Consider the following 18796-nt stretch of genomic DNA (forward strand, 5'->3'; position numbering starts at 1 on the left):
CGCGAGGAACTGCGCGACAAGCCACCGACATGCGGATGGTCCTCAACGCGCAGGGCCATCCGCACGCGGGGGGTTGCTCGCGCAGTTCCTCGCGCCCCTGGTGGTGCAACGGACCCTCCGTCGAGACCTGTCGCGCCCACGCGGCGCAGCCGCATATCAGCAGAGCCTCGCGCCCCTGGTCAGCGCATCAGTGTGAGGAACGTTCGACCGTCGGCGTGCCAACTCTCAGTGGGGCGGAGGCCCGCCGCGGCAGCCGCGTGGCGGGTGGCCGCAAGGCCCAGGCGGGCCCAGGGGAAGGCGGGGCCGGGAAGCGCCGAGGGCGATTCGAGGCGGACGGTGAGGCGTTCGTCGACCTCGGCCGGTTCGACCTCGACGAGCAGCTGACCGCCCGGGGCCAGCAGTTCGGCGGCGCGCGTCAGCAGGGCGAGCGGGTCGCCGCCGATGCCGAGGTTGCCGTCGGCGAGCAGGGCGGTCCCCCAGCGGCCCTCGCCAGGCAGGCGGTCGAAGACCGAGCGGCACAGCGCGCTGCCGCCGAGCCCGACCGTGCGGACCACCGCCGCGTGCGTGACGTCGACGCCCAGGGCCGGGAGGCCGCACCGCTGCAGGGCGGTCACCAGGCGGCCGGGTCCGCAGCCGATGTCCAGCGTCGGGACACCGCGCCGCAGCGCGCGGGCCAGCAGGCTCGCGTCCGCCCCGTCCGGCTCGCCGCACCAGCGCTCGACATGAAGGGGGACGCGTTCGCCGGTGTCCTCGCGGCGCAGCCACAGCGGGCCGCGCCCGGTGCGCATCGCCTCCGCGAACGGATCGTCGACCCGGCCCCAGCCGAGGGGGACCGCGACCGCGACGCTCACCCGCGCACCGCCCCTACCCGCGCCTCACGCCAGGCCGCCGCGAAACGGGAGGTCGGGGCGAGGGCGGCGACCTCCGCCGCCGACGCCGCCGTGTCCACGTCCGTCAGCGCCGACAGCTCCCGCACCCGCAGGCCCGCCGCCGCCAGGCGGGAGCGCAGCACCGCCCCCGTCGTGTCCGTCGAGATCGGCAGCCCGTGCAGCAGCCGCGCCGCGAGCTCCGGCGTCGGACGGGCCAGGCCGAAGGCCCAGAAGCCGCCGTCCGTCGCCGGGCCGAACCAGGCGTCCACACCCGCCCGTGCCGCAGGCGACAGCGGCTCGGCCAGCGTGCGCGCGGCGAGCTGCGGCGTGTCCATCCCCACCAGCAGCGCTGGAGTGGAGCCCGCCACCGCCGCGAAGGCCGCGGCCAGCCTGCGGTCCAGGCCGCCCTCCGCCTGCGGGACGACCTCCCAGCCCGGCCGCAGCCACGGTCCCGGCGCGCCGTCCAGGACCAGGACCCGCCGCGAGGCCGGGACCTGATCCAAGGTCACGAGTGTGTCCGCGAGCGCCGCCTCCGCCACCTGCGCCGCCTGATCCGCCGTCAGTCCGTCGCCGATCAGCCGGGTCTTGACCCGGCCGGCGACCGGCGCCTTCGCCAGCACCAGCAGGACCGGCGCGGGCGCGGCCAGGATCGCGCTCATGTCCCGCACCGCCTGCCGCGTGCCGCGCAGTGTGCCGGTCACCTTCGAGCGGCCCGCGCGCGGCCGGTAGGTGACCGGAACCTCGCCCACCCGCATCCCGGCCGCCGAGGCGGCGAGCACCATCTCCAGCGGGTAGCCCGAACGCCGGTCCCCCAGCCCGAGGGCCAGCAGCCGCTCGCGGGAGGCCACCCGCATCGGTCCGAGGTCGTGCAGCGGCGCGCCCGTCCGCGAGCGCAGCCGCCGGGCCAGCTCCGCGTTGGCCAGCCGGGCGTGCGCGGGCCACGCGCCCCGTCCGGCCGGGATCCGGCGCCCGAGGACGAGGTCGGCCCGGTCCGCCGTGAGCTGTGCGAGCAGTCGGGGCAGCTCCGCCGGGTCCAGCGAGGCGTCGCAGTCGCAGAACGCGACCCACGGCGCCCGCGCCGCCAGCAGACCCGCGTGGCAGGCGGCGCCGAAGCCGCGCCTCGGCTCGTGGACGACGGTCGCGCCGAGCGAGGCGGCCAGTTCGGGCGAGCCGTCCGTCGATCCGTTGTCCACCACGATCGGACGAACCCCTGCGGGCATCCGGCCGAGCACCCAGGGCAGTGCCGCTGATTCGTCCAGACAGGGAAGTACCAGGTCGACGGCGTCCGCGGCGTTCTCCATACGCGTCATGGGCCTCACGCTACGAGCGCGACCCGGCCCGCAGACCGCAGCGGCACCTTACGGAACGCGAACGTCGGTGCCTCGAAAGGGATCACCGCAGGCCGAAGACTCCTACGGTGGAGGTGTGACCCAACCACTCGACGACGCGGCCGCCTCCGTACAGGCAGACGTACCGGTAGCCGTGCCCGCCCCGCTGCCTCGCCGGATCCTGGTCGTGGACGACGACCCGACCGTGGCCGAGGTCGTCACCGGCTACCTGCTGCGCGCCGGCTACACCGTGGACCGGGCCGGCGACGGCCGCGCCGCGCTGGAGCAGGCCGCCGCGCGACGGCCGGACCTCGTCGTGCTCGACCTGATGCTGCCGGAGATCGACGGCCTGGAGGTCTGCCGCCGCCTGCGCGCGGAGCCGGCGACGCGGAACGTGCCCGTCGTCATGCTGACCGCCAAGGGCGACGAGCACGACCGGATCCTCGGCCTCGAGCTGGGCGCGGACGACTACGTCACCAAGCCCTTCTCGCCGCGCGAGCTGGTGCTGCGGATCCAGTCCGTGCTGCGCCGCAGCGCGGGCGTCCCGACGCCGGCCGAGGAGGGCGGCCCGCTCGCCGCGGGCGACCTGCGGGTCGACCCCGCCGCCCGCCGGGCCTGGCGCGGCACCCGCGAACTGACATTGACCCTGCGTGAGTTCGACCTGCTGGCCTTCCTGCTCGCGCACCCGGGCACGGCCTTCGGCCGCGAGGAGCTGATGCACCGGGTCTGGGGCTGGGACTTCGGCGACCTGTCGACGGTGACGGTGCATGTGCGGCGACTGCGCGAGAAGGTCGAGGACGACGCCGCCGCGCCGCGCCTGATCACGACGGTCTGGGGCGTGGGCTACCGCTTCGACCCCTCGGACGGGCCGACCCGCGCCCAGGAGACGGTGGTACCCGATGCATGACCTGCTGGTGATGGCCGCCTACGCGGCCCTCGGCGCGGGCCTGGCCGGACTGGCCGGCTGGCCGGCGGTACGGCTGCTGCGGCGGCGCTCACTGTCCTGGTCGCTGTTCACGGTGGCGCTGGTGACGGTGCTGGCCGTGGCCGCCGGGACGATCGCGGTGGCGCAGGCGATGTTCCTGTCGAAGCACGACTACGGGGTCGTGGTCGTGGTGCTGTGCATGGGCTCGCTGGTCTCGCTGTTCGTGGCCTGGCTGCTGGGACGCCAAGTGGCGATCGGCAGCCAGGAGTTGACGCGCGCGGCGCGGACCGTCGGCAGCGACGCCGGCTTCTCGGCGCCTGCGGTGCCGCTGAGCTCCGAGATGTCCGCGCTCGGCGCGGAGCTGGCCGCGACCAGCGCGCGCCTGGCCGAGTCGCGGCAGCGCGAGCGCGCGCTGGAGTCCTCGCGGCGTGAGCTGATCGCCTGGATCTCGCACGACCTGCGCACCCCGCTGGCGGGCCTGCGGGCGATGGCGGAGGCCCTGGAGGACGGCGTCGCCGACGACCCGCGCCGCTACCACGCGCGGATCCGCACCGAGGTCGACCGGCTGACCGGCATGGTCGACGACCTCTTCGAGCTCTCCCGCATCCAGGCGGGCGCGCTCACCCTCACCCTCTCCCGCGTCTCCGTCTACGACCTGGTCGGCGACGCGATAGCGGGGGCGTACCCGCTGGCGCGCGAGCGCGGGGTGCGGCTGATCGGCGACGGCATCGTGCCCGTCCCGGTGGAGGTGGACCCGCGCGAGATGACCCGCGTGCTGGGCAACCTGCTCATGAACGCGATCCGCGCCACGCCGGTCGACGGCACCGTCGCCGTCGCGGCGCGCTCGCGGGACCGCGAGGTCGTCGTCTCGGTCACCGACGGCTGCGGCGGCATCCCGGAGGCCGACCTCCCCCGCGTCTTCGAAACCGGCTGGCGCGGCGCGGCCGCGCGTACCCCGCGAGCCCCGGTGGCCGGCGAGGCGGGCGCGGGCCTCGGCCTGGCCATCGTCCGCGGCATCGTCGAGGCCCACGAGGGCCGCGCGAGCGTCCACAACGTCAGCGGCGGCTGCTGCTTCGAGATCGCGTTGCCGACGGCGGGTCTCTGACGCCCGGCGCGCCGAGTCAGCGTGGCAAGCAGCCTGCCGAAGGCGATAGCTTCGGACCGTGGCTGCGCGGCGACGCAGTGCCGTTCGGCCCCTGCACGATCGACACCGCGTTGTTCAAGCAGTACAGCCGCTGACAGGCCGGTCGGCGGGCGAGCGAAAGACAGGGAATTGCGCGCGCAGGAGCTGATCGAGAGCCTCGGCCTGGAGCCGCACCCCGAAGGGGGCTACTTCCGCCGGATCTACACCAGCCCACACGGGCTCGCCACCGAGAGCGGCGAGCGGCCGACGGCGACGTCGATCTACTACCTGATGACGGACGCTCAGCCGTGCGGGCGACTGCACCGCAACCGCAGCGACATCCTGCACTTCTTCCTCGAAGGCGACCTGGTCGAGTACCAGCTCCTCGACCCGGACGGCGGGCGCAGCGTCCGGCCGCTGGGCGGTGCTGAGGAGCGCCACCTGCTGGTGCCCGGCGGCTGGTGGAAGGCATCCCTCCTGCCGGAAGGCTCCCGCTATGCGCTGGTGGCCGAGGTGGTCACGCCCGGGTTCGACTTCGCCGACCATGAGTTCGCGCGGGAGCAGGATCTTCCGTTGGACCATCGCCCGGCGCTCCGCCCGTTCCTGGGTTAGTCGGCTTCCCGCGAGAACTCCGCCATGCCGTCGGCGAAGGAGATCTGCGGCTTCCAGCCGAGTTCCTCCCGCAGCCGCTGCGAGTCGGCGGTGATGTGGCGGACGTCGCCGAGGCGGTACTCGCCGGTCACCTTGGGTTCCGGGCCGCCGCAGGCGGCCGCCAGCGCGGAGGCGAGGTCGCCGACGGTGTGGATCACGCCGCTGCCGACGTTGTAGCTGCGGAGGGAGCCGGGTTCGCGATCGTCCAGAGAAGCCAGCGCCGCCACGTTCGCCGAGGCGACGTCGGAGACGTGGACGAAGTCGCGGCGTTGGGCGCCGTCCTCGAAGACGCGTGGGGCCTCGCCGCGGGCCAGCGCCGAGCGGAAGAGGGCGGCGACGCCCGCGTAGGGGGTGTCACGGGGCAGGCCGGGGCCGTAGACGTTGTGGTAGCGCAGCGCGACGGCCGTGCCGCCGGAGGCGCGCGCCCAGGCGGAGGCGAGGTGTTCCTGGGCGAGCTTCGTCGCCGCGTAGACGTTGCGCGGATCGGTCGGAGCGTCCTCGTCGACCAGGCCCGGCGTCAACTCCGCGCCACAGCGCGGGCAGCGGGGCTCGAAGCGGCCCGCGTCCAGGTCCGCGACCCGGCGCGGCGGCGCGGCGACCCTGCCGTGCTCCGCGCAGTCGTAGCGACCCTCGCCATAGACCACCATCGACCCGGCCAGCACCAGCCGAGGCACTGATGCCCGCGCCATCGCGGCCAGCAGCACGGCCGTCCCCAGGTCGTTGCAGCCGACGTAGTCGGGGGCGTCGTCCAGGTTCACACCCAGGCCGACCTTCGCCGCCTGATGGCAGACCGCGTCGACGCCACGCAGGGCGTCCGCGACGACGGAAGGGTCGCGGACATCACCCTGGATGCCGCCCGGCACAGGCCGCAGATCGAGCACCCGCACGTCGTGCCCCGCCGCGAGCAGCGCCCGCGCCACGGCCGTTCCGATGAAACCGGCTCCGCCGGTGAGCAGTACCTGCATGCCTGCGACGCTAGGCCCGCCCACCCCCCGGCGCAGCACGCAGCGCCCGCGCGTCATGACTCCGTAAGACGCCTGCGAGGATAGGGCGCATGCGCATCACGGTACTGGCCGGAGGAATCGGCGGAGCGCGCTTTCTGCGCGGACTCAAGGCGGCGATCGGCGAAGCCGATGAGATCACCGTCATCGGGAACACGGGCGACGACATCCACCTGTTCGGGCTGAAGGTCTGCCCTGATCTGGACACCGTGATGTACACGCTCGGCAGCGGCATCAACGAGGACCAGGGCTGGGGCCGCGCCGAAGAGACCTGGTCCGTCAAGAACGAGCTGGCCGCCTACGGCGTCGGCCCCGCCTGGTTCGGGCTGGGCGACAAGGACTTCGCCACCCACATCGTCCGCACCCAGATGCTCGGCGCCGGCTACCCGCTCAGCGCGGTCACCGAGGCCCTGTGCGACCGCTGGCAGCCGGGCGTCCGGCTGCTGCCGATGTCCGACGACAGGATCGAGACCCACGTCGTCATCGAGGACCCCGAGCTGGACGGCAAGCGCCGTGCGGTCCACTTCCAGGAGTACTGGGTCAAGCTGCACGCCGCCGTCCCCGCACAGGCGATCCTGCCCGTCGGCGCGGAGACCGCGAAGCCCGCGCCCGGCGTGCTGGAAGCGATCGCCGAGGCGGACGTCATCCTCTTCCCGCCGTCCAACCCGGTGGTCAGCATCGGCACGATCCTCGCGGTGCCCGGCATCCGCGAGGCGATCGTCGCCGCGGACGCGCCCGTCGTCGGCCTCTCCCCCATCATCGGCGGCGCGCCGGTGCGCGGTATGGCGGACAAGGTGCTGGAGGCCGTCGGCGTGGAGACGACCGCCGCCGCGGTGGCCAGGCACTACGGCCCCGGCCTGGTCGACGGCTGGCTCGTGCACACCTCCGACGCCGGTTCGATCGCCGAGGTCGAGGCCGCCGGCATCACCTGCCGCGCGGTGCCGCTGCTGATGACGGACGTCGAGACGACGGCCGCGATGGCGCGTCAGGCGCTCGAGCTGGCCGAGCAGGTGCGCGGATGAGCGAGGTGCGGATCGTCGGGATCGACGGCCTGCCGGAGGTCGGCGCGGGGGACGATCTCGCCCAGCTGCTCTTCGCCACCGGGGCGGAGCTGGCGGACGGCGACATCCTGCTGGTCACCTCGAAGGTCGTCAGCAAGGCCGAGGGCCGCCTCGTCCGGGCGACGGACCGCGAGGCCGCGATCGACGCGGAGGCGGTCCGCGTCGTCGCCCGGCGCGGGCGGACCCGGATCGTCGAGAACCGGCAGGGCCTGGTCATGGCGGCCGCGGGCGTCGACGCCTCCAACACGCCGTCAGGCACGGTCCTGCTGCTGCCCGAGGACCCGGACGCCTCGGCGCGGACGCTGCGGAAGCGGCTGCACGAGCTGACGGGCAAGCGGGTCGGCATCGTGATCACCGACACCTTCGGCCGCCCCTGGCGTAACGGTCTGACCGACGTCGCCATCGGCGCGGCGGGCGTCTCGGTCCTGGAGGACCACCGCGGCCGGGTGGACAGCCACGGCAACGAGCTCGCGCTGACGGTCACCGCGATCGCGGACGAGCTGGCCGCGGCGGCGGACCTCGTGAAGGGCAAGACGTCGGGCCGTCCGGTGGCGATCGTGCGCGGCCTGGCGCACTTCGTGACGGAGGAGGACGGCGACGGCGTCCGTCCGCTGATCCGCCCGGCCGAGGAGGACCTGTTCCGGCTCGGCACGTCGGAGGCGATCCGCGAGGCGGTCCACGGCCGGCGCACCGTGCGCAGCTTCACCGCCGAGCCGGTGGACGCGGGCGCGGTCCGCCGCGCGGTCGCGGCGGCGATCACGGCCCCGGCCCCGCACCACACCACTCCGTGGCGGTTCGTGCTCGTCGAGTCGGCGGTCGCGCGAACCCGGCTGCTGGACGCGATGCTGAGCGCGTGGAACCGCGACCTGGTGGAGCTGGACGGCTGGGACCCGGACCGCGTCGCCCGCCGCGTCCGGCGCGGCGACGTGCTGCGCAACGCGCCGTACCTGGTCGTCCCGTGCCTGGTCATGGACGGATCCCACGCCTACCCGGACGCGCGGCGGGCGGCGGCGGAACGGGAGATGTTCGTGGTGGCGATGGGCGCGGCGGTGGAGAACATGCTCGTCACGCTCGCAGGTGAGGGCCTGGGCACGGCGTGGGTCTCCTCGACCATGTTCTGCCGTCCGACCGTGCGGTCAGCGCTCGATCTCCCTGCCAGTTGGGACCCGATGGGCGCGATCGCCGTTGGCCGTCCAGCCGCTCCGGCGCCTTCGCGCCCACCCCGCGACCCGGAAGCCTTTTACACAGTGCGGTAGTTGCACTCACCTCAGGGGCGCGAGGCTCTACCGATTTGCGGCTCCGCCGCGTGGGCGCGACAGCGCACGACGGAGGGCCAGTTGCACTGTCAGGGGCGCGAGGAACTGCGCGACAAGCCACCCACGCAGGTACTGATCCGAACGCACAGGGCCATCCGCACAGGGTGGTATCTCGCGCAGTTCCCCGCGCCCCCAGATAGTGAAGCTTCCCTGCGTGCCCCCGTGACCCGGACTACATCTGCCGAAAGTCCAGCGGAGCGTAGCGCGGCGCACGCCGGGGCGCGGCGACGTGCAAGGTGTGCAACAAGCGGCAGACGCGGTAGCGGTGGGGCCGATACGGCTCCAAGAGCTCCAGCATCACCGCGTCGTCGCTCCGCTCCCGCCCGGCAAGGGCCCAGCCGACCGTGTTCGGCAGGTGCAGGTCCCCCACTGACACGGCGTCCGCGTCGCCGTTACTGCGCTGCAGCGTCTCCGCCGCCGTCCAGGCGCCGACGCCCGGGACCGTCGTCAGCCGGGCAGCCGCATCGGCCGGGGACATCGCCGAGGCCTCCTCCAACCGCGGAGCGACCTTCGCAGCCCGCACGACAGTGCCCGCGCGCTTGCCGTCGACGCGGGCGCGGTGCCAGGCCCAGGAGGGGATCATCGCCCAGTCCCGCGCCGCCGGCGGCGCGTACATGTGCGGAGGCACCGCCGCGCCGCCAGGGGCCGGTTCGCCGTACTGACGCAGCAGCGTTTGCCACGCCTCGTACGCCTCGCCCGTGGTGACCTTCTGTTCCAGGATCGCCGGGACCAGCGACTCCATCACCAGCCCCGTCCGCCCGATCCGCAGCCCGGGGTTGCGGGCGTGCGCGTCCCGCAACAGCCGCTGGCCGCGTGGGTCGAAGCCGGCCGGGTCGTCCTCCGCGCCGAGCCAGCGCGGGACCGCGTCCAGCAGCCAGGACGCGCCCGCGCCCCACGCCGTGGCCTCGACCGCGCCCTCGGCCGGGCGCGTGCGAAGGCGCAGCGTGCCGACGCCACCGGGGGTGCGGGAGACCCGCCACAGCGCGCCGTCGCGGGCGCGGCGGTAGGACGGATCGAGGGGCCCGCGCCGCAGGAACCCGAAGGTCTGCGCGACGTCGAGCGGCCCGTCCGGCCTCCACACGCGCGTTGCCGCGCCCGTTGCCACGCCCGTCGCCGCAGCCGCACTCGTCCCGCTGTTCACGCGAGCCAGGCTACCCGGAAGGAAAGTTAGCGGTGGGGGTCTGGTCTCTTCACCCGTCCCACGCCGTAGGCTGGGCACCACCATGAGCCAGACACCCCTCAGCGGCGCAGAGACCCCCGCCGATCTGCTGCGCTCCCTCCTCGAAGTCGATCCCGCTCGTCCGCTGATCACGTACTACGACGACGCCACCGGCGAGCGGGTCGAACTGTCCGTGAAGACCTTCGACAACTGGGTGGCCAAGACGGCCAACCTGTTGCAGGACGAGCTCGCCGCCGCCCCGGACGACCGCGCGGCTCTGCTGCTGCCGGCGCACTGGCAGACCGCGATCTGGCTCTTCGCCTGCTGGTCGGTAGGCGTGCTGGCCTGTCCGGGCGGTGACCCGGCCAAGGCGCAGCTGGTGGTGAGCGGGCCGGACAGCCTCGAGGAGGCGCTCGCCTGCGACGGCGAACGGGTGGCCCTCGCCCTGCGTCCGCTCGGCGGGCGGTTCCCGCAGCTGCCGGCCGGCTTCGTGGACTACGCGGTCGAGGTGCCCGCCCAAGGGGACCGCTTCGTCCCTTACGCCCCGGTCGACCCGGAACGCCCGGCCCTGGAGATCGACGGCGAGCAGCTCAGCGGCTCGCACACGGTCGCGCTGGCCGTCGAGCACGCCCGTCAGCTGGGGATCGGCGCGGAGGACCGAGTGCTCTCGACGCTGACCTACGGGGACTGGGACGGCCTCGCGGGCGGCCTGCTCGCGCCGCTGGCCGCGGGCGCGAGCGTGGTGCTCTGCCGCAACAGCGAGTCGCTGGCCCCGGAGACGCTGGCCCGCCGCATCGCGGACGAGCGGGTCACGCGTCATCTGAGCTGAGCTGCTCGGCAGTCGAGGCCTTCCCTCGGACGGACCAGCCTGCCGTGTGCCCGAGCGACCCCCCGGTCATGATCAATGGACGGCAGCAGCGGGCTGCCCTCTCTCGACCGGGGGTTCCGTGGGCGGCAGCCGAAACGACCGCGACAAGGCTCCCGGCCGCCGCAGGCGCCGGGTGCTGCTGTGGATATCGCTGGGTCTCGGGGTCCTCCTCGTCGCCGCGATCGGCACGGCCTGGTTCGGCTACACCAAGCTGAACGGCAACATCCACACCGACACCACGACCGAACGCCTGCTCGGCCCCAACTCCTCCCGGCCGACCCAGGCGAACAGCGCCGAGAACATCCTGCTCATCGGCTCCGACTCGCGCGTCGGCGCGAACGCCGCCTACGGCAGCGCGGTCGGGGCCCGCTCGGACACGACGATCCTGCTGCACCTCTCCCGCGACCGCCGCCGCGCGGTCGGCGTCAGCATCCCGCGCGACGCGATGGTCGACGTGCCCGCCTGCACGCTGCCGGACGGGCGGGTGACCGACCCCTACCTGGGGATGTTCAACTCCGCCTTCGAGCAGGGCGGCACCGCCTGCACGATCCGCACGGTCGAGCAGATGACGGACATTCGGATCGACCACTTCGTCGTGGTCGACTTCACCGGCTTCAAGAAGATGGTCGACGCGATCGGTGGGGTCGACGTCTGCCTGTCCCAGCCGGTCGTGGACAAGGACTCCCAGCTGAACCTGCCGGCCGGGCGGCAGACGCTCGACGGCGAGCAGGCCCTCGGCTACGTCCGCGTCCGCTACGCGCTCGGCGACGGCAGCGACACCCAGCGGATGGGGCGTCAGCAGGACTTCCTCTCCTCGCTGGTGCAGAAGGTCGAGAGCTCGGGGGTCCTGTTCAACCCGACCCGGCTCTACCCCTTGCTGGACGCGGCGACCTCGTCACTGACCGTCGACCCCGGGCTGAACACGCTCAACAAGCTCTACGACCTCGCGTCGAGCCTCTCGCAGACGTCGGCCGGTCAGGTCGAGTTCCTCACCGCCCCCCGCGAGCCCTACGCGTACGACAACAACCGCGACCAGCTCAAGCAGCCGCAGGCGAACGAGCTGTTCCGGCAACTGCGCGACGACGAGCAGATCGCGGTCACCCCGCCGGTCCCGAGCGGGTCCGCGTCGGCGAACCCCGCCGCTGCGGGCACCACGGTGGGCGCCGCGTCCGCGCAGCTGGCCCGGCTGCTCAGCGCCGGGACGACCGTTCCTTCGCCCGCGCCCACCTTCACCGGGCGCACCGGCTCGCAGGACATCTGCGCCACGCCCTGAGCCGGTCCCGATACGCTGACGCCCGCAAGACCGATCGGTCCTAGGTCGGCAGGAACGGAGCGGGACGTGGGCACGCGCGGCAGGAACAGTCGACGGGCAGACTCCCAGGGTTCGAAGGGCAACCGACGCGCGGCCCGCGGTGGCGCGCGCAGCGGGCCGTGGCTGGCGGGCGCGGCCGGGTTCCTGGCGCTGAGCGGCCTCGGCGGCTTCCTGCTGCTTCAGGGCGGCAGTCCCAGCGCGGCCACACATGAGGCGCCGCCTGTGAGCGCCTCCGCATCGGCGTCCCCCACCGCCACGGCCACGCCCACGCCCAGCTGCACCGCGGAGCCCGCCGACGCGGCCTTCGCCGCGTCCGGGCCGAAGGCGAAGCCGATCGACGTCCGGGTGACCGTACTGAACGGCAGCGGGACCTTCGGTCAGGCCGAGTCGGTGCTCAGCTGGATGCAGAACACCGAGAAGTTCCTGCGCACCAGCAACGGCGGCCCGGCCGCGCACAAGCAGCCGACGACGACCCTCGGCTACGCCCCTAACCACGCCGACCAGGCGCGCACGCTCGTCGCCGCGCTGGGTCTGCCCGCCTCCGCGCTGCACGGCAACGGCACCGCGCGCGGCGCCCGCGACCCGATGGTGCTGACCCTGGGCGCGGACTTCCGCGGGATCGGGAAAACTCTCTCCGTCTGCTGAGGAACCGCGCCGCACAGCACTGCGTCCGTGCTGCGCAGGGAGAGAAAACGGCAGGTGAACCCAGCGGAATTCCCTAGGCACGGTGTGTGACGGAGCGCACCGGAACTAGAGATTTCTCTTGCCTGCTCCTTGACTTCGCCCTGTGAATCGTTGGACAGAAATCGCTAAAGTCTCCGGATGCAGCGCGCGGGGGCAGGGCTGCGCACGGACACCGCCTAGGGGGGATCTCGCCCTTGATGTACGAGGATGAACGCGCCGGTGGCACGACAGCGGACACCGAGGGGCAAATGCCCCGAACAGGCGGCCGCGCCGCAGCCAGAAAGGCGCAGCACTCACGGCGAAAGAAAGGAAGCCGGGCCAAACGAATACTGAAGTGGACGGCTATCGGCACGACTGCGGCCGTGCTGACCACGGCAGGAATCGGCTATCTCTACATCAAGAGCCTGGATGCGAATTTCAAGACCGGAGCCCTGGGCAACGGCAAGGTGGACGTCGCCGCGCCCAAGCCCGACAGGTTCGGCCACGTCCCGCTGAACATCCTCGTCATCGGCTCTGACGGCCGCGCCAGCTCCTCCGACTGCAGCCTCGGCGGATCCTGCGACGGAAGCCCGCCGCACGCGGACGTCGAGATGCTGCTGCACGTCTCTGCGGACCGCACCAACGCCTCCGTGATGAGTATTCCCCGGGACACCCGCGTGGACATACCCGCCTGCACGGACGCCAAGGGGGTGACGCACCCGTCTCGGCACTTCCAGATCATCACCGACAGCCTGAACTACAACGTGCCCGGCTGCGTGGTGGACACCTGGGAGTCGCTGACCCACATTCACATCGACCACTGGGTGATGGTCGACTTCTCCGGCGTGGTGAAGATGGCCGACGCCATCGGCGGTGTGCAGGTGTGCACCCGACAGAACGTGGTGGACTACCAGGTCCAAACCGACGCCAACGGGGTCGTCCACACGCCCGGGTCCCACCTCGTCCTGCCCGCCGGCACGCACTCCGTTTCAGGCGTACAGGCACTGGAGTGGCTACGCACCCGCCACGCCTTCGAGGACGGGTCCGACCTCGGCCGCGCCAAGGCACAGCACCTCTACCTCAACTCGATGATCCGTCAGATGAAGAGCCTGAACACGCTGGCGAACCCGTTCAAAATCAACTCCCTGGCCCAGGCCGCCACCAAATCGATCGCGGCCGACAAGGACCTCGGCAGCATCGAGGCGCTCAGCTCACTGGCGCTGGACCTGAACAAGGTCCCGTCAGACCGCATCACCACGGTCACCGTGCCGAACCACTACAGCACCGATCCCAACACCCCGAACAACGAGCCGGTCCTGCTGAGCGATTCGGCGAGCTCGCTCTTCGCCGCGATCGCCAACGACGTTCCGCTCGACAAGCAGGCGAGCAGCGCGCCCGCGCCCTCCGCGACCCCGGCGCCCGCGGCGCCGGTGGACAAGTCCACCGTCCAGCTCGACGTACAGAACGGCAGTGGCACCAACGGCCGCGGCGGGGCGATGACCGCGCTCCTGGTCGGCAAGGGCTTCACGCACGCCCTCCGCGACACCCGCACCGTCAGTTACAGCCTGACGACGCTGGTCTACCCGAGCAGCCAGCAGGCGGAGGCGCAGGCCGTGGCCTCGACGCTGGGGCTGCCGGGCTCGGCGCTCAAGAGCTCCTCCTCGGCGACGAAGCTGACCCTGCAGATCGGGACCGACTGGAAGACCGGCGACACGTTCGCGTCGGCCGCCCCGAAGGGCGGCGGGGTACCCACCGACGCCAAGGCGCAGAACGCGGCGGACACGAGCCAGTGCATGGACGTGAACCCGGCGCCGTACAGCTCGTTCTCGCCGAGCCACACGCACTACATCTACAGCTGGGTCGGCTCGACCCCGCCCAACGTGCCGCAGGCCACTGGCTGAGCCGAATGGCACCGCCCGCGCGTCACTCCGGACGCGCGTCGCCCGCCGTGCTCGCGATCACCTTGTTCGCAAGGGACCTGGGGCTGGTCAGGAAGCCCCAGCCCCAGGACATGTGCATGGTCGCGAGCGCCAGCGGCAGCTGCGCGCGGGCCGCGGGTGAGAGCCCGCGGCCCTCCTTGGCCGAGCCGAGGAGGATCGCCGCCGCGTAGCCGCCGGGCAGCAGGAAAGCGGCCGGCGTCAGCGCGACGCCGGCCACCAGGCCGACCGCGCAGCCGAGCAGCGCAGCCGGCGGGGCGAGGTAGCGCAGGTTGACCGAGCCGCGGTGGTAGCGGGTGACCACGCGCCGCCAGCGGCCGTAGTCCTTGTACTGCTTGGCCAGCGCGCGGACGCTCGGGCGCGGCCGGTAGGTGACCTTGAGGTCCGGGGTGAACCAGATCAGGCCGCCGTCCTGGCGGATGCGGTAGTTCAGCTCCCAGTCCTGGGCGCGGATGAACTCCTCGTTGTAGCCGCCCTGCCGCTCCAGCACCTCGCGCTTGAAGACACCCAGGTAGACGGTGTCCGCCGGGGCGGCCTCGCCGCCGGTGTGGAAGGCGGCGTTGCCGACGCCGATCTTCGAGGTCATCGCCGCCGCGACGGCTTTCTCCCACTCGGTCTCGCCCTCGGCGTTCATGATGCCGCCGACGTTGGCCGCGCCCTTCTCCTCGAGCAGGCGGACGGCGGTGGCGATGTAGCCGGGGGTGAGCAGACCGTGGCCGTCGACCCGGACGACGATCGGGAAGCGCGAGCCCTTGATCGCCGCGTTGAGCGCGGCGGGCGTGCGACCGGTCGGGTTGGGGACGGTGTGCACCTCACGCGAGGTGCCGGCGGTCTCCTCGACCAGGTGCGCGGCGATCTCGTCGGTGTTGTCCGTCGAGGGGCCGAGGGCGATCACCACCTCGACGTCGCCGGCGTACTCCTGTTCGAGGATGCGCTCGACGGCGGTTCGCAGGTGCCGGGACTCGTTGAGCACCGGCATGATCACGGAGACGGCGGGGTGGGGCGTGGCGTCCATAGTGGGGCCACGGTACAGCGGGCCCCCGGCCCGCTTCCAACGCGCGTATGGAGAAGGTCGGCAGTTCGCATCAGGATTGCTACAGCTTTCCCTTTTGCGGCTTTCGTCATACCGCAGGCCACCCGGATCCGGCATGCTCGGCTCCATGAGCGATCAGTCCGACCCCGGCGGCTTCCACAACTGGGAGACCCACACCTCCCCCGTGGGCGGCACCCCGAGCGGCGAGCCTCCCCTGCCCCCCGAGCTCAACCCGCGCGGCGGCGCGAGTGCGCGTCCGCGCCTGCGTCCCGGCCGCGCCGCGTCGAGCCCCGCGCCCGCGCCGGCCTCGGTCCCCGGCGGGCCCTCGGTCGGCACGCCCGCCGCGACGCCGTCGGGCGCACCCACGGTCGGCCGTCAGGGCAAGTGGTCGCGCAAGCGCAAGCTGCGGCTGACCGCGACCGTCCTGGTCGTCGGGCTGGTCGTCGTGGGCGGCGGCAGCTACGCCTGGGCCAGCTCCAAGCTGAACCACACCAACGTGCTCGCCGACTACGCGGGCCGCCCACCGGCCGGCAAGGGCACGAACTGGCTGATCCTCGGCTCCGACAGCCGCCAGGGCCTCTCCACGGCGGACCAGCAGCGCCTGCACACCGGCTGGGACACGGGCGCGCGCACCGACTCGATGATGGTGCTGCACATCGGCGCCAACGGCGACACGCTGATGAGCATCCCGCGTGACTCCTACGTCACCATCCCGGCCTGGACCGACAGCAAGGGCGTCCAGCACCGGGCCAACAAGCACAAGATCAACGCGGCCTTCGCCGAAGGCGACGGACCACTGCTGGTCAAGACGATCGAGTACAACACCGGCCTCCACATCGACCACTACGCGGAGATCGGCTTCTCCGGCTTCGTCAACGTGGTGGACGACCTCGGCGGCGTCGACATGTGCCTGGACAAGGCGATCGTCGACAAGGCCTCCGGCGCGAACCTGAAGGCCGGCTGCCAGACCCTGAACGGCACCCAGGCGCTCGCCTTCGTCCGCGAGCGGCACCAGGAGGCCTCCCAGGACCTCGCCCGGATGCAGCACCAGCAGCAGTTCCTCAACGCGCTTGCCCACAAGGCGACCTCGATGGGCACGCTGCTGAACCCCTTCACGCTCTACCCGACGCTCAACAGCGGCCTGTCGATGCTCTCCGTCGACGACAGCACCGGCCTGACCGACCTCAGCTCGATGTTCTTCGCCATGAAGGGCCTGAAGAGCGGTAGCGGCAAGACGATGACCGTCCCGATCTCGACGGCGAACTACCAGACGCCGGCCGACGGCGTCGCCGTGAAGTGGAACATGAGCGAGGCGCAGCAGGTCTTCGACGCCTTCAAGAACGACACCAAGGTGCCGACCTTCTCCAACTGACGCAGGCTTGCACCTTCGGGGGCGCGGGGGGCTACGCCCCCGCCGCAGTCACGACCGCGTCGGTCAGGAAGCCCGCCGTCACGCCGGCGAGGATGCCCCAGGTGACGAGTTCCTTCATGGCGACCTTGCGGGCGACAGCCAGGAGCTCGATCACGACGTAGAGGATCGACCCCGCCGCCAGCGTCAGGAAGCCGATCGAGAGCGTGTCGTTCGTGACCGACTGGCCCACCACCGTGCCCAGGAACGTCGGGCCGCCGCCGATCAGGCCCAGCACGGCGAGACGGCCCCACGAGGGCCGGCTGCCCTCGGCCGCCAGCGGAGCGACGATGCCGAAGCCCTCGGTCGCGTTGTGCAGGCCGAAGCCGATGATCAGCAGGACCGCCAACTGCAGCTGGCCCGTCGCCGCGCTGTTGCCGATCGCCAGGCCCTCGGCGAAATTGTGCAGGCCGATGCCGATGGCGATCATCATCGCCAGCGTGTCGAAGCGCGAGCGTCCCGCCCCCGCGAGCTCGCCCGCCGCCGCGGCCTTCCTGGCCATCAGCCGGTCGAAGTAGACCAGGCCCATCAGCCCGACCGCGAAACAGCCCACGAAGACCAGCCCGTTGCCCGTCGCAGACCCGTAGTGGTGCCCCGAGAGCGCGCTGTCGATCGGCTCCCAGGCGTGCGTGAGCACGTCCCACAGCAGGAAGACCAGGATCCCGATCGCCACCGCGTTCAACAGCGCGCGGGTGCGCGGCAGCGGTGCGCGCAGGCGGCCGATCGGGAGGCCCAGGAAGATGGTGAACCCGGCGATGGCGCCGAGCAGCGCGATCTCGGAGGAGGACATGGCGGTGAGGCCTCTCGACGGCAGGCGTAGTTGCGGCGAGTTAGGTTAGCCTAAGCACCCTTTTTGGGGAACCTGCCCGGCAGCGACCCGCGTCACACCTTCCCCCCTACGCCCAGCTGCGCCCCTGCGGGAGCTCCTCGAGGCCGGGCGACGAGACGTGCAGCACCTCGTACCGCTCGGTCGCCTGCTCCTCCTGCGCGGCCGCGTCCATGCCGCGCCACAGCACGAAGCGCACCAGTCGCCAGGCGTCCGGGTCGAGACCGAGCGCGGCGGTGTGCACGCCCGGGAGGGCGGCCAGCGCGCGCAGCTGCTCGATCTCCTTGTCGATCAGGGCGGCGAGCCCCATCCCCGTCCCGTCGGCGTCCGCGTCGACCGGGATCATGCCGAGACGGCGCGTCGCCGCGCGTGGGGCACTGTCGCGGGCGGAGCCCGCGACGCAGGCGAGGCCGGTCCAGCGGAGCACGGAGGGTCGGCCGAAGTCGCGCAGGATGTTCTGGAATCCGCCCCCGCCGAACAGGAATTGGGCCATCGCGCCGGAGTCGTTCCAGAGGTAGAACGGCGCGTACTCGTTGACCGGCGAGTCGGCGACGCCGCGCTCGCGGATGATCCAGGCCTTCAGGCCGAGCCCGGCCCGCTCGTCAAGGATCGGGCCGCCGAGGGCGACCCGCTTGCGGATGATCTCCATGTCGTAGTCGGCGGGCAGGGTGATCTGGTACTGGGCTGCTTCCATGCGGGCACGGCCTTCCGGTCAGCTCTGAACGGACGTGGAATGGGCGGCGAGCAGGCCGAGGACGCCGTCGACCGCCCGGTCGAACGGCTCCGGCGAACCGGCCGCCCGAGCCAGGACGTAGCCGCCCTGCAGCGTGGCGACGATCGTCGCCGCCGTGGCGCCCGGCTCCAGCGATTCGCTCAACTCCCCTGCCGCACGGCCCTCTTGCAGCACCTCGGCGAGGCGGCCACGGAGCCAGGCGAGGGTCTGCTCGACCGGTTCGCGCAGGGCGGGGTCGGCCATGATCTCCGGGTCCTGGGTGAGGCCGCCGATCGGGCAGCCCTTGAGCACGTCCCGCTCCCGCCGCAGGTACGCGGTGACGCGGTCCAGCGCGGGACCGGGCGCGGCGAACTGCGCCTCGGCCTTGGCGCGCATCTCGTCCGCCGTACGCCGGATCGCGGCCTGCGCGAGATCGGCCTTGCCGGAGAAGTGGTGGTACATGCTGCCCTGCCCGGCTCCGGCGCGCAGCTGGATGGCCTTGGGGCTGGTTCCCGTGTAGCCGCGTTCCCACAGCAGTTCGCGGGTGCTCTCGATCAGGCGGTCGGCGGTGCTCGCGTCCATGACCACGACTGTACATACCAGT

At 72.5% G+C, this 18796-nt stretch carries 18 protein-coding genes and 1 pseudogene; 10 read left to right on the forward strand and 9 right to left on the reverse strand.

Annotated features, from left to right (window positions below):
- Positions 1-179: 179 nt before the first annotated feature.
- The 3 genes and pseudogenes from ABIA32_RS06145 to ABIA32_RS06155 all read right to left on the reverse strand — a co-directional run.
- The gene (locus tag ABIA32_RS06145) at positions 180-851 is read right to left on the reverse strand and encodes a class I SAM-dependent methyltransferase (RefSeq protein ID WP_370092821.1); all 672 of its coding nucleotides are present in this window, start codon (positions 849-851) and stop codon (positions 180-182) included.
- Entirely contained in the window at positions 848-1489 is a 642-nt protein-coding gene (locus ABIA32_RS06150; RefSeq protein WP_370093151.1) for a DUF2064 domain-containing protein, read from the reverse strand. Before ABIA32_RS06150 ends, ABIA32_RS06145 begins: the two co-directional genes overlap by 4 nt.
- Positions 1463-2170, reverse strand: a pseudogene (locus tag ABIA32_RS06155) (glycosyltransferase family 2 protein); the annotation flags it as partial. The pseudogene ABIA32_RS06155 and the gene ABIA32_RS06150, both read right to left, overlap by 27 nt.
- A gap of 124 nt (positions 2171-2294) precedes the next feature.
- Between ABIA32_RS06155 and ABIA32_RS06160 the strand changes: the two are divergent.
- The 3 genes from ABIA32_RS06160 to ABIA32_RS06170 all read left to right on the forward strand — a co-directional run bounded on the left by ABIA32_RS06160 (position 2295) and on the right by ABIA32_RS06170 (position 4857).
- Positions 2295-3104 (forward strand): response regulator transcription factor, encoded by an 810-nt coding sequence (locus ABIA32_RS06160; RefSeq protein ID WP_370092822.1) that lies wholly within the window; start codon positions 2295-2297, stop codon positions 3102-3104.
- A complete protein-coding gene (locus ABIA32_RS06165; protein WP_370092823.1) occupies positions 3097-4227 on the forward strand; it encodes a sensor histidine kinase in 1131 nt (376 codons plus the stop codon). Before ABIA32_RS06160 ends, ABIA32_RS06165 begins: the two co-directional genes overlap by 8 nt.
- A gap of 168 nt (positions 4228-4395) precedes the next feature.
- Entirely contained in the window at positions 4396-4857 is a 462-nt protein-coding gene (locus ABIA32_RS06170; protein ID WP_370092824.1) for a cupin domain-containing protein, read from the forward strand.
- Here the strand turns inward: ABIA32_RS06170 and ABIA32_RS06175 are convergent.
- Positions 4854-5861: an NAD-dependent epimerase/dehydratase family protein gene (locus ABIA32_RS06175; protein WP_370092825.1), complete on the reverse strand. Its 1008-nt coding sequence runs from the start codon at positions 5859-5861 to the stop codon at positions 4854-4856. The genes ABIA32_RS06170 and ABIA32_RS06175 overlap by 4 nt on opposite strands.
- Positions 5862-5950: 89 nt before the next feature.
- Here ABIA32_RS06175 and cofD point away from each other — a divergent pair, with 89 nt between their 5' ends.
- Together cofD and ABIA32_RS06185 are read left to right on the forward strand one after the other, a co-directional pair.
- Entirely contained in the window at positions 5951-6919 is a 969-nt protein-coding gene (gene cofD, locus ABIA32_RS06180) for a 2-phospho-L-lactate transferase (protein ID WP_370092826.1), read from the forward strand.
- On the forward strand, positions 6916-8214 hold the full coding sequence (locus tag ABIA32_RS06185) for a coenzyme F420-0:L-glutamate ligase (protein ID WP_370092827.1): 1299 nt from the start codon (positions 6916-6918) through the stop codon (positions 8212-8214). Before cofD ends, ABIA32_RS06185 begins: the two co-directional genes overlap by 4 nt.
- Before the next feature lie 232 nt (positions 8215-8446).
- Here ABIA32_RS06185 and ABIA32_RS06190 read toward each other — a convergent pair whose 3' ends face one another.
- The gene (locus ABIA32_RS06190) at positions 8447-9499 is read right to left on the reverse strand and encodes a DNA-3-methyladenine glycosylase (protein WP_370092828.1); all 1053 of its coding nucleotides are present in this window, start codon (positions 9497-9499) and stop codon (positions 8447-8449) included.
- Here ABIA32_RS06190 and ABIA32_RS06195 point away from each other — a divergent pair.
- The 4 genes from ABIA32_RS06195 (at position 9498) to ABIA32_RS06210 (ending at position 14177) form a co-directional block, all read left to right on the forward strand.
- Positions 9498-10262, forward strand: coding sequence for a TIGR03089 family protein (locus ABIA32_RS06195; protein WP_370092829.1), 765 nt, complete (start codon positions 9498-9500; stop codon positions 10260-10262). The genes ABIA32_RS06190 and ABIA32_RS06195 overlap by 2 nt on opposite strands.
- A 118-nt stretch (positions 10263-10380) precedes the next feature.
- Positions 10381-11574, forward strand: coding sequence for an LCP family protein (locus ABIA32_RS06200; RefSeq protein WP_370092830.1), 1194 nt, complete (start codon positions 10381-10383; stop codon positions 11572-11574).
- A gap of 66 nt (positions 11575-11640) precedes the next feature.
- Complete coding sequence (locus tag ABIA32_RS06205) at positions 11641-12258, forward strand: LytR C-terminal domain-containing protein (RefSeq protein ID WP_370092831.1); 618 nt, start codon at positions 11641-11643, stop codon at positions 12256-12258.
- Positions 12259-12659: 401 nt separating this feature from the next.
- A complete protein-coding gene (locus ABIA32_RS06210; protein ID WP_370092832.1) occupies positions 12660-14177 on the forward strand; it encodes an LCP family protein in 1518 nt (505 codons plus the stop codon).
- A 22-nt stretch (positions 14178-14199) separates the two neighbouring features.
- Here the strand turns inward: ABIA32_RS06210 and ABIA32_RS06215 are convergent, their stop codons facing one another.
- Positions 14200-15228, reverse strand: coding sequence for a glycosyltransferase family 2 protein (locus tag ABIA32_RS06215; protein WP_370092833.1), 1029 nt, complete (start codon positions 15226-15228; stop codon positions 14200-14202).
- Between the two features lie 145 nt (positions 15229-15373).
- On the opposite strand from ABIA32_RS06215, the gene ABIA32_RS06220 reads away from it, so the two are divergent.
- Positions 15374-16618 carry an LCP family protein gene (locus tag ABIA32_RS06220; RefSeq protein WP_370092834.1) on the forward strand — a complete coding sequence of 415 codons (1245 nt, stop codon included), beginning with the start codon at positions 15374-15376 and terminating at the stop codon, positions 16616-16618.
- Positions 16619-16649: 31 nt separating this feature from the next.
- Here the strand turns inward: ABIA32_RS06220 and ABIA32_RS06225 are convergent, their stop codons facing one another.
- The 3 genes from ABIA32_RS06225 to ABIA32_RS06235 form a co-directional block, all read right to left on the reverse strand.
- Positions 16650-17444, reverse strand: coding sequence for a ZIP family metal transporter (locus tag ABIA32_RS06225; protein ID WP_370092835.1), 795 nt, complete (start codon positions 17442-17444; stop codon positions 16650-16652).
- Between the two features lie 106 nt (positions 17445-17550).
- The gene (locus ABIA32_RS06230) at positions 17551-18174 is read right to left on the reverse strand and encodes a DUF4865 family protein (protein ID WP_370092836.1); all 624 of its coding nucleotides are present in this window, start codon (positions 18172-18174) and stop codon (positions 17551-17553) included.
- Between the two features lie 18 nt (positions 18175-18192).
- On the reverse strand, positions 18193-18774 hold the full coding sequence (locus ABIA32_RS06235; protein ID WP_370092837.1) for a TetR/AcrR family transcriptional regulator: 582 nt from the start codon (positions 18772-18774) through the stop codon (positions 18193-18195).
- Between the last annotated feature and the right edge of the window lie 22 nt (positions 18775-18796).

This window comes from Streptacidiphilus sp. MAP12-20 (assembly GCF_041262525.1).
GTDB lineage: Bacteria > Actinomycetota > Actinomycetes > Streptomycetales > Streptomycetaceae > Streptacidiphilus.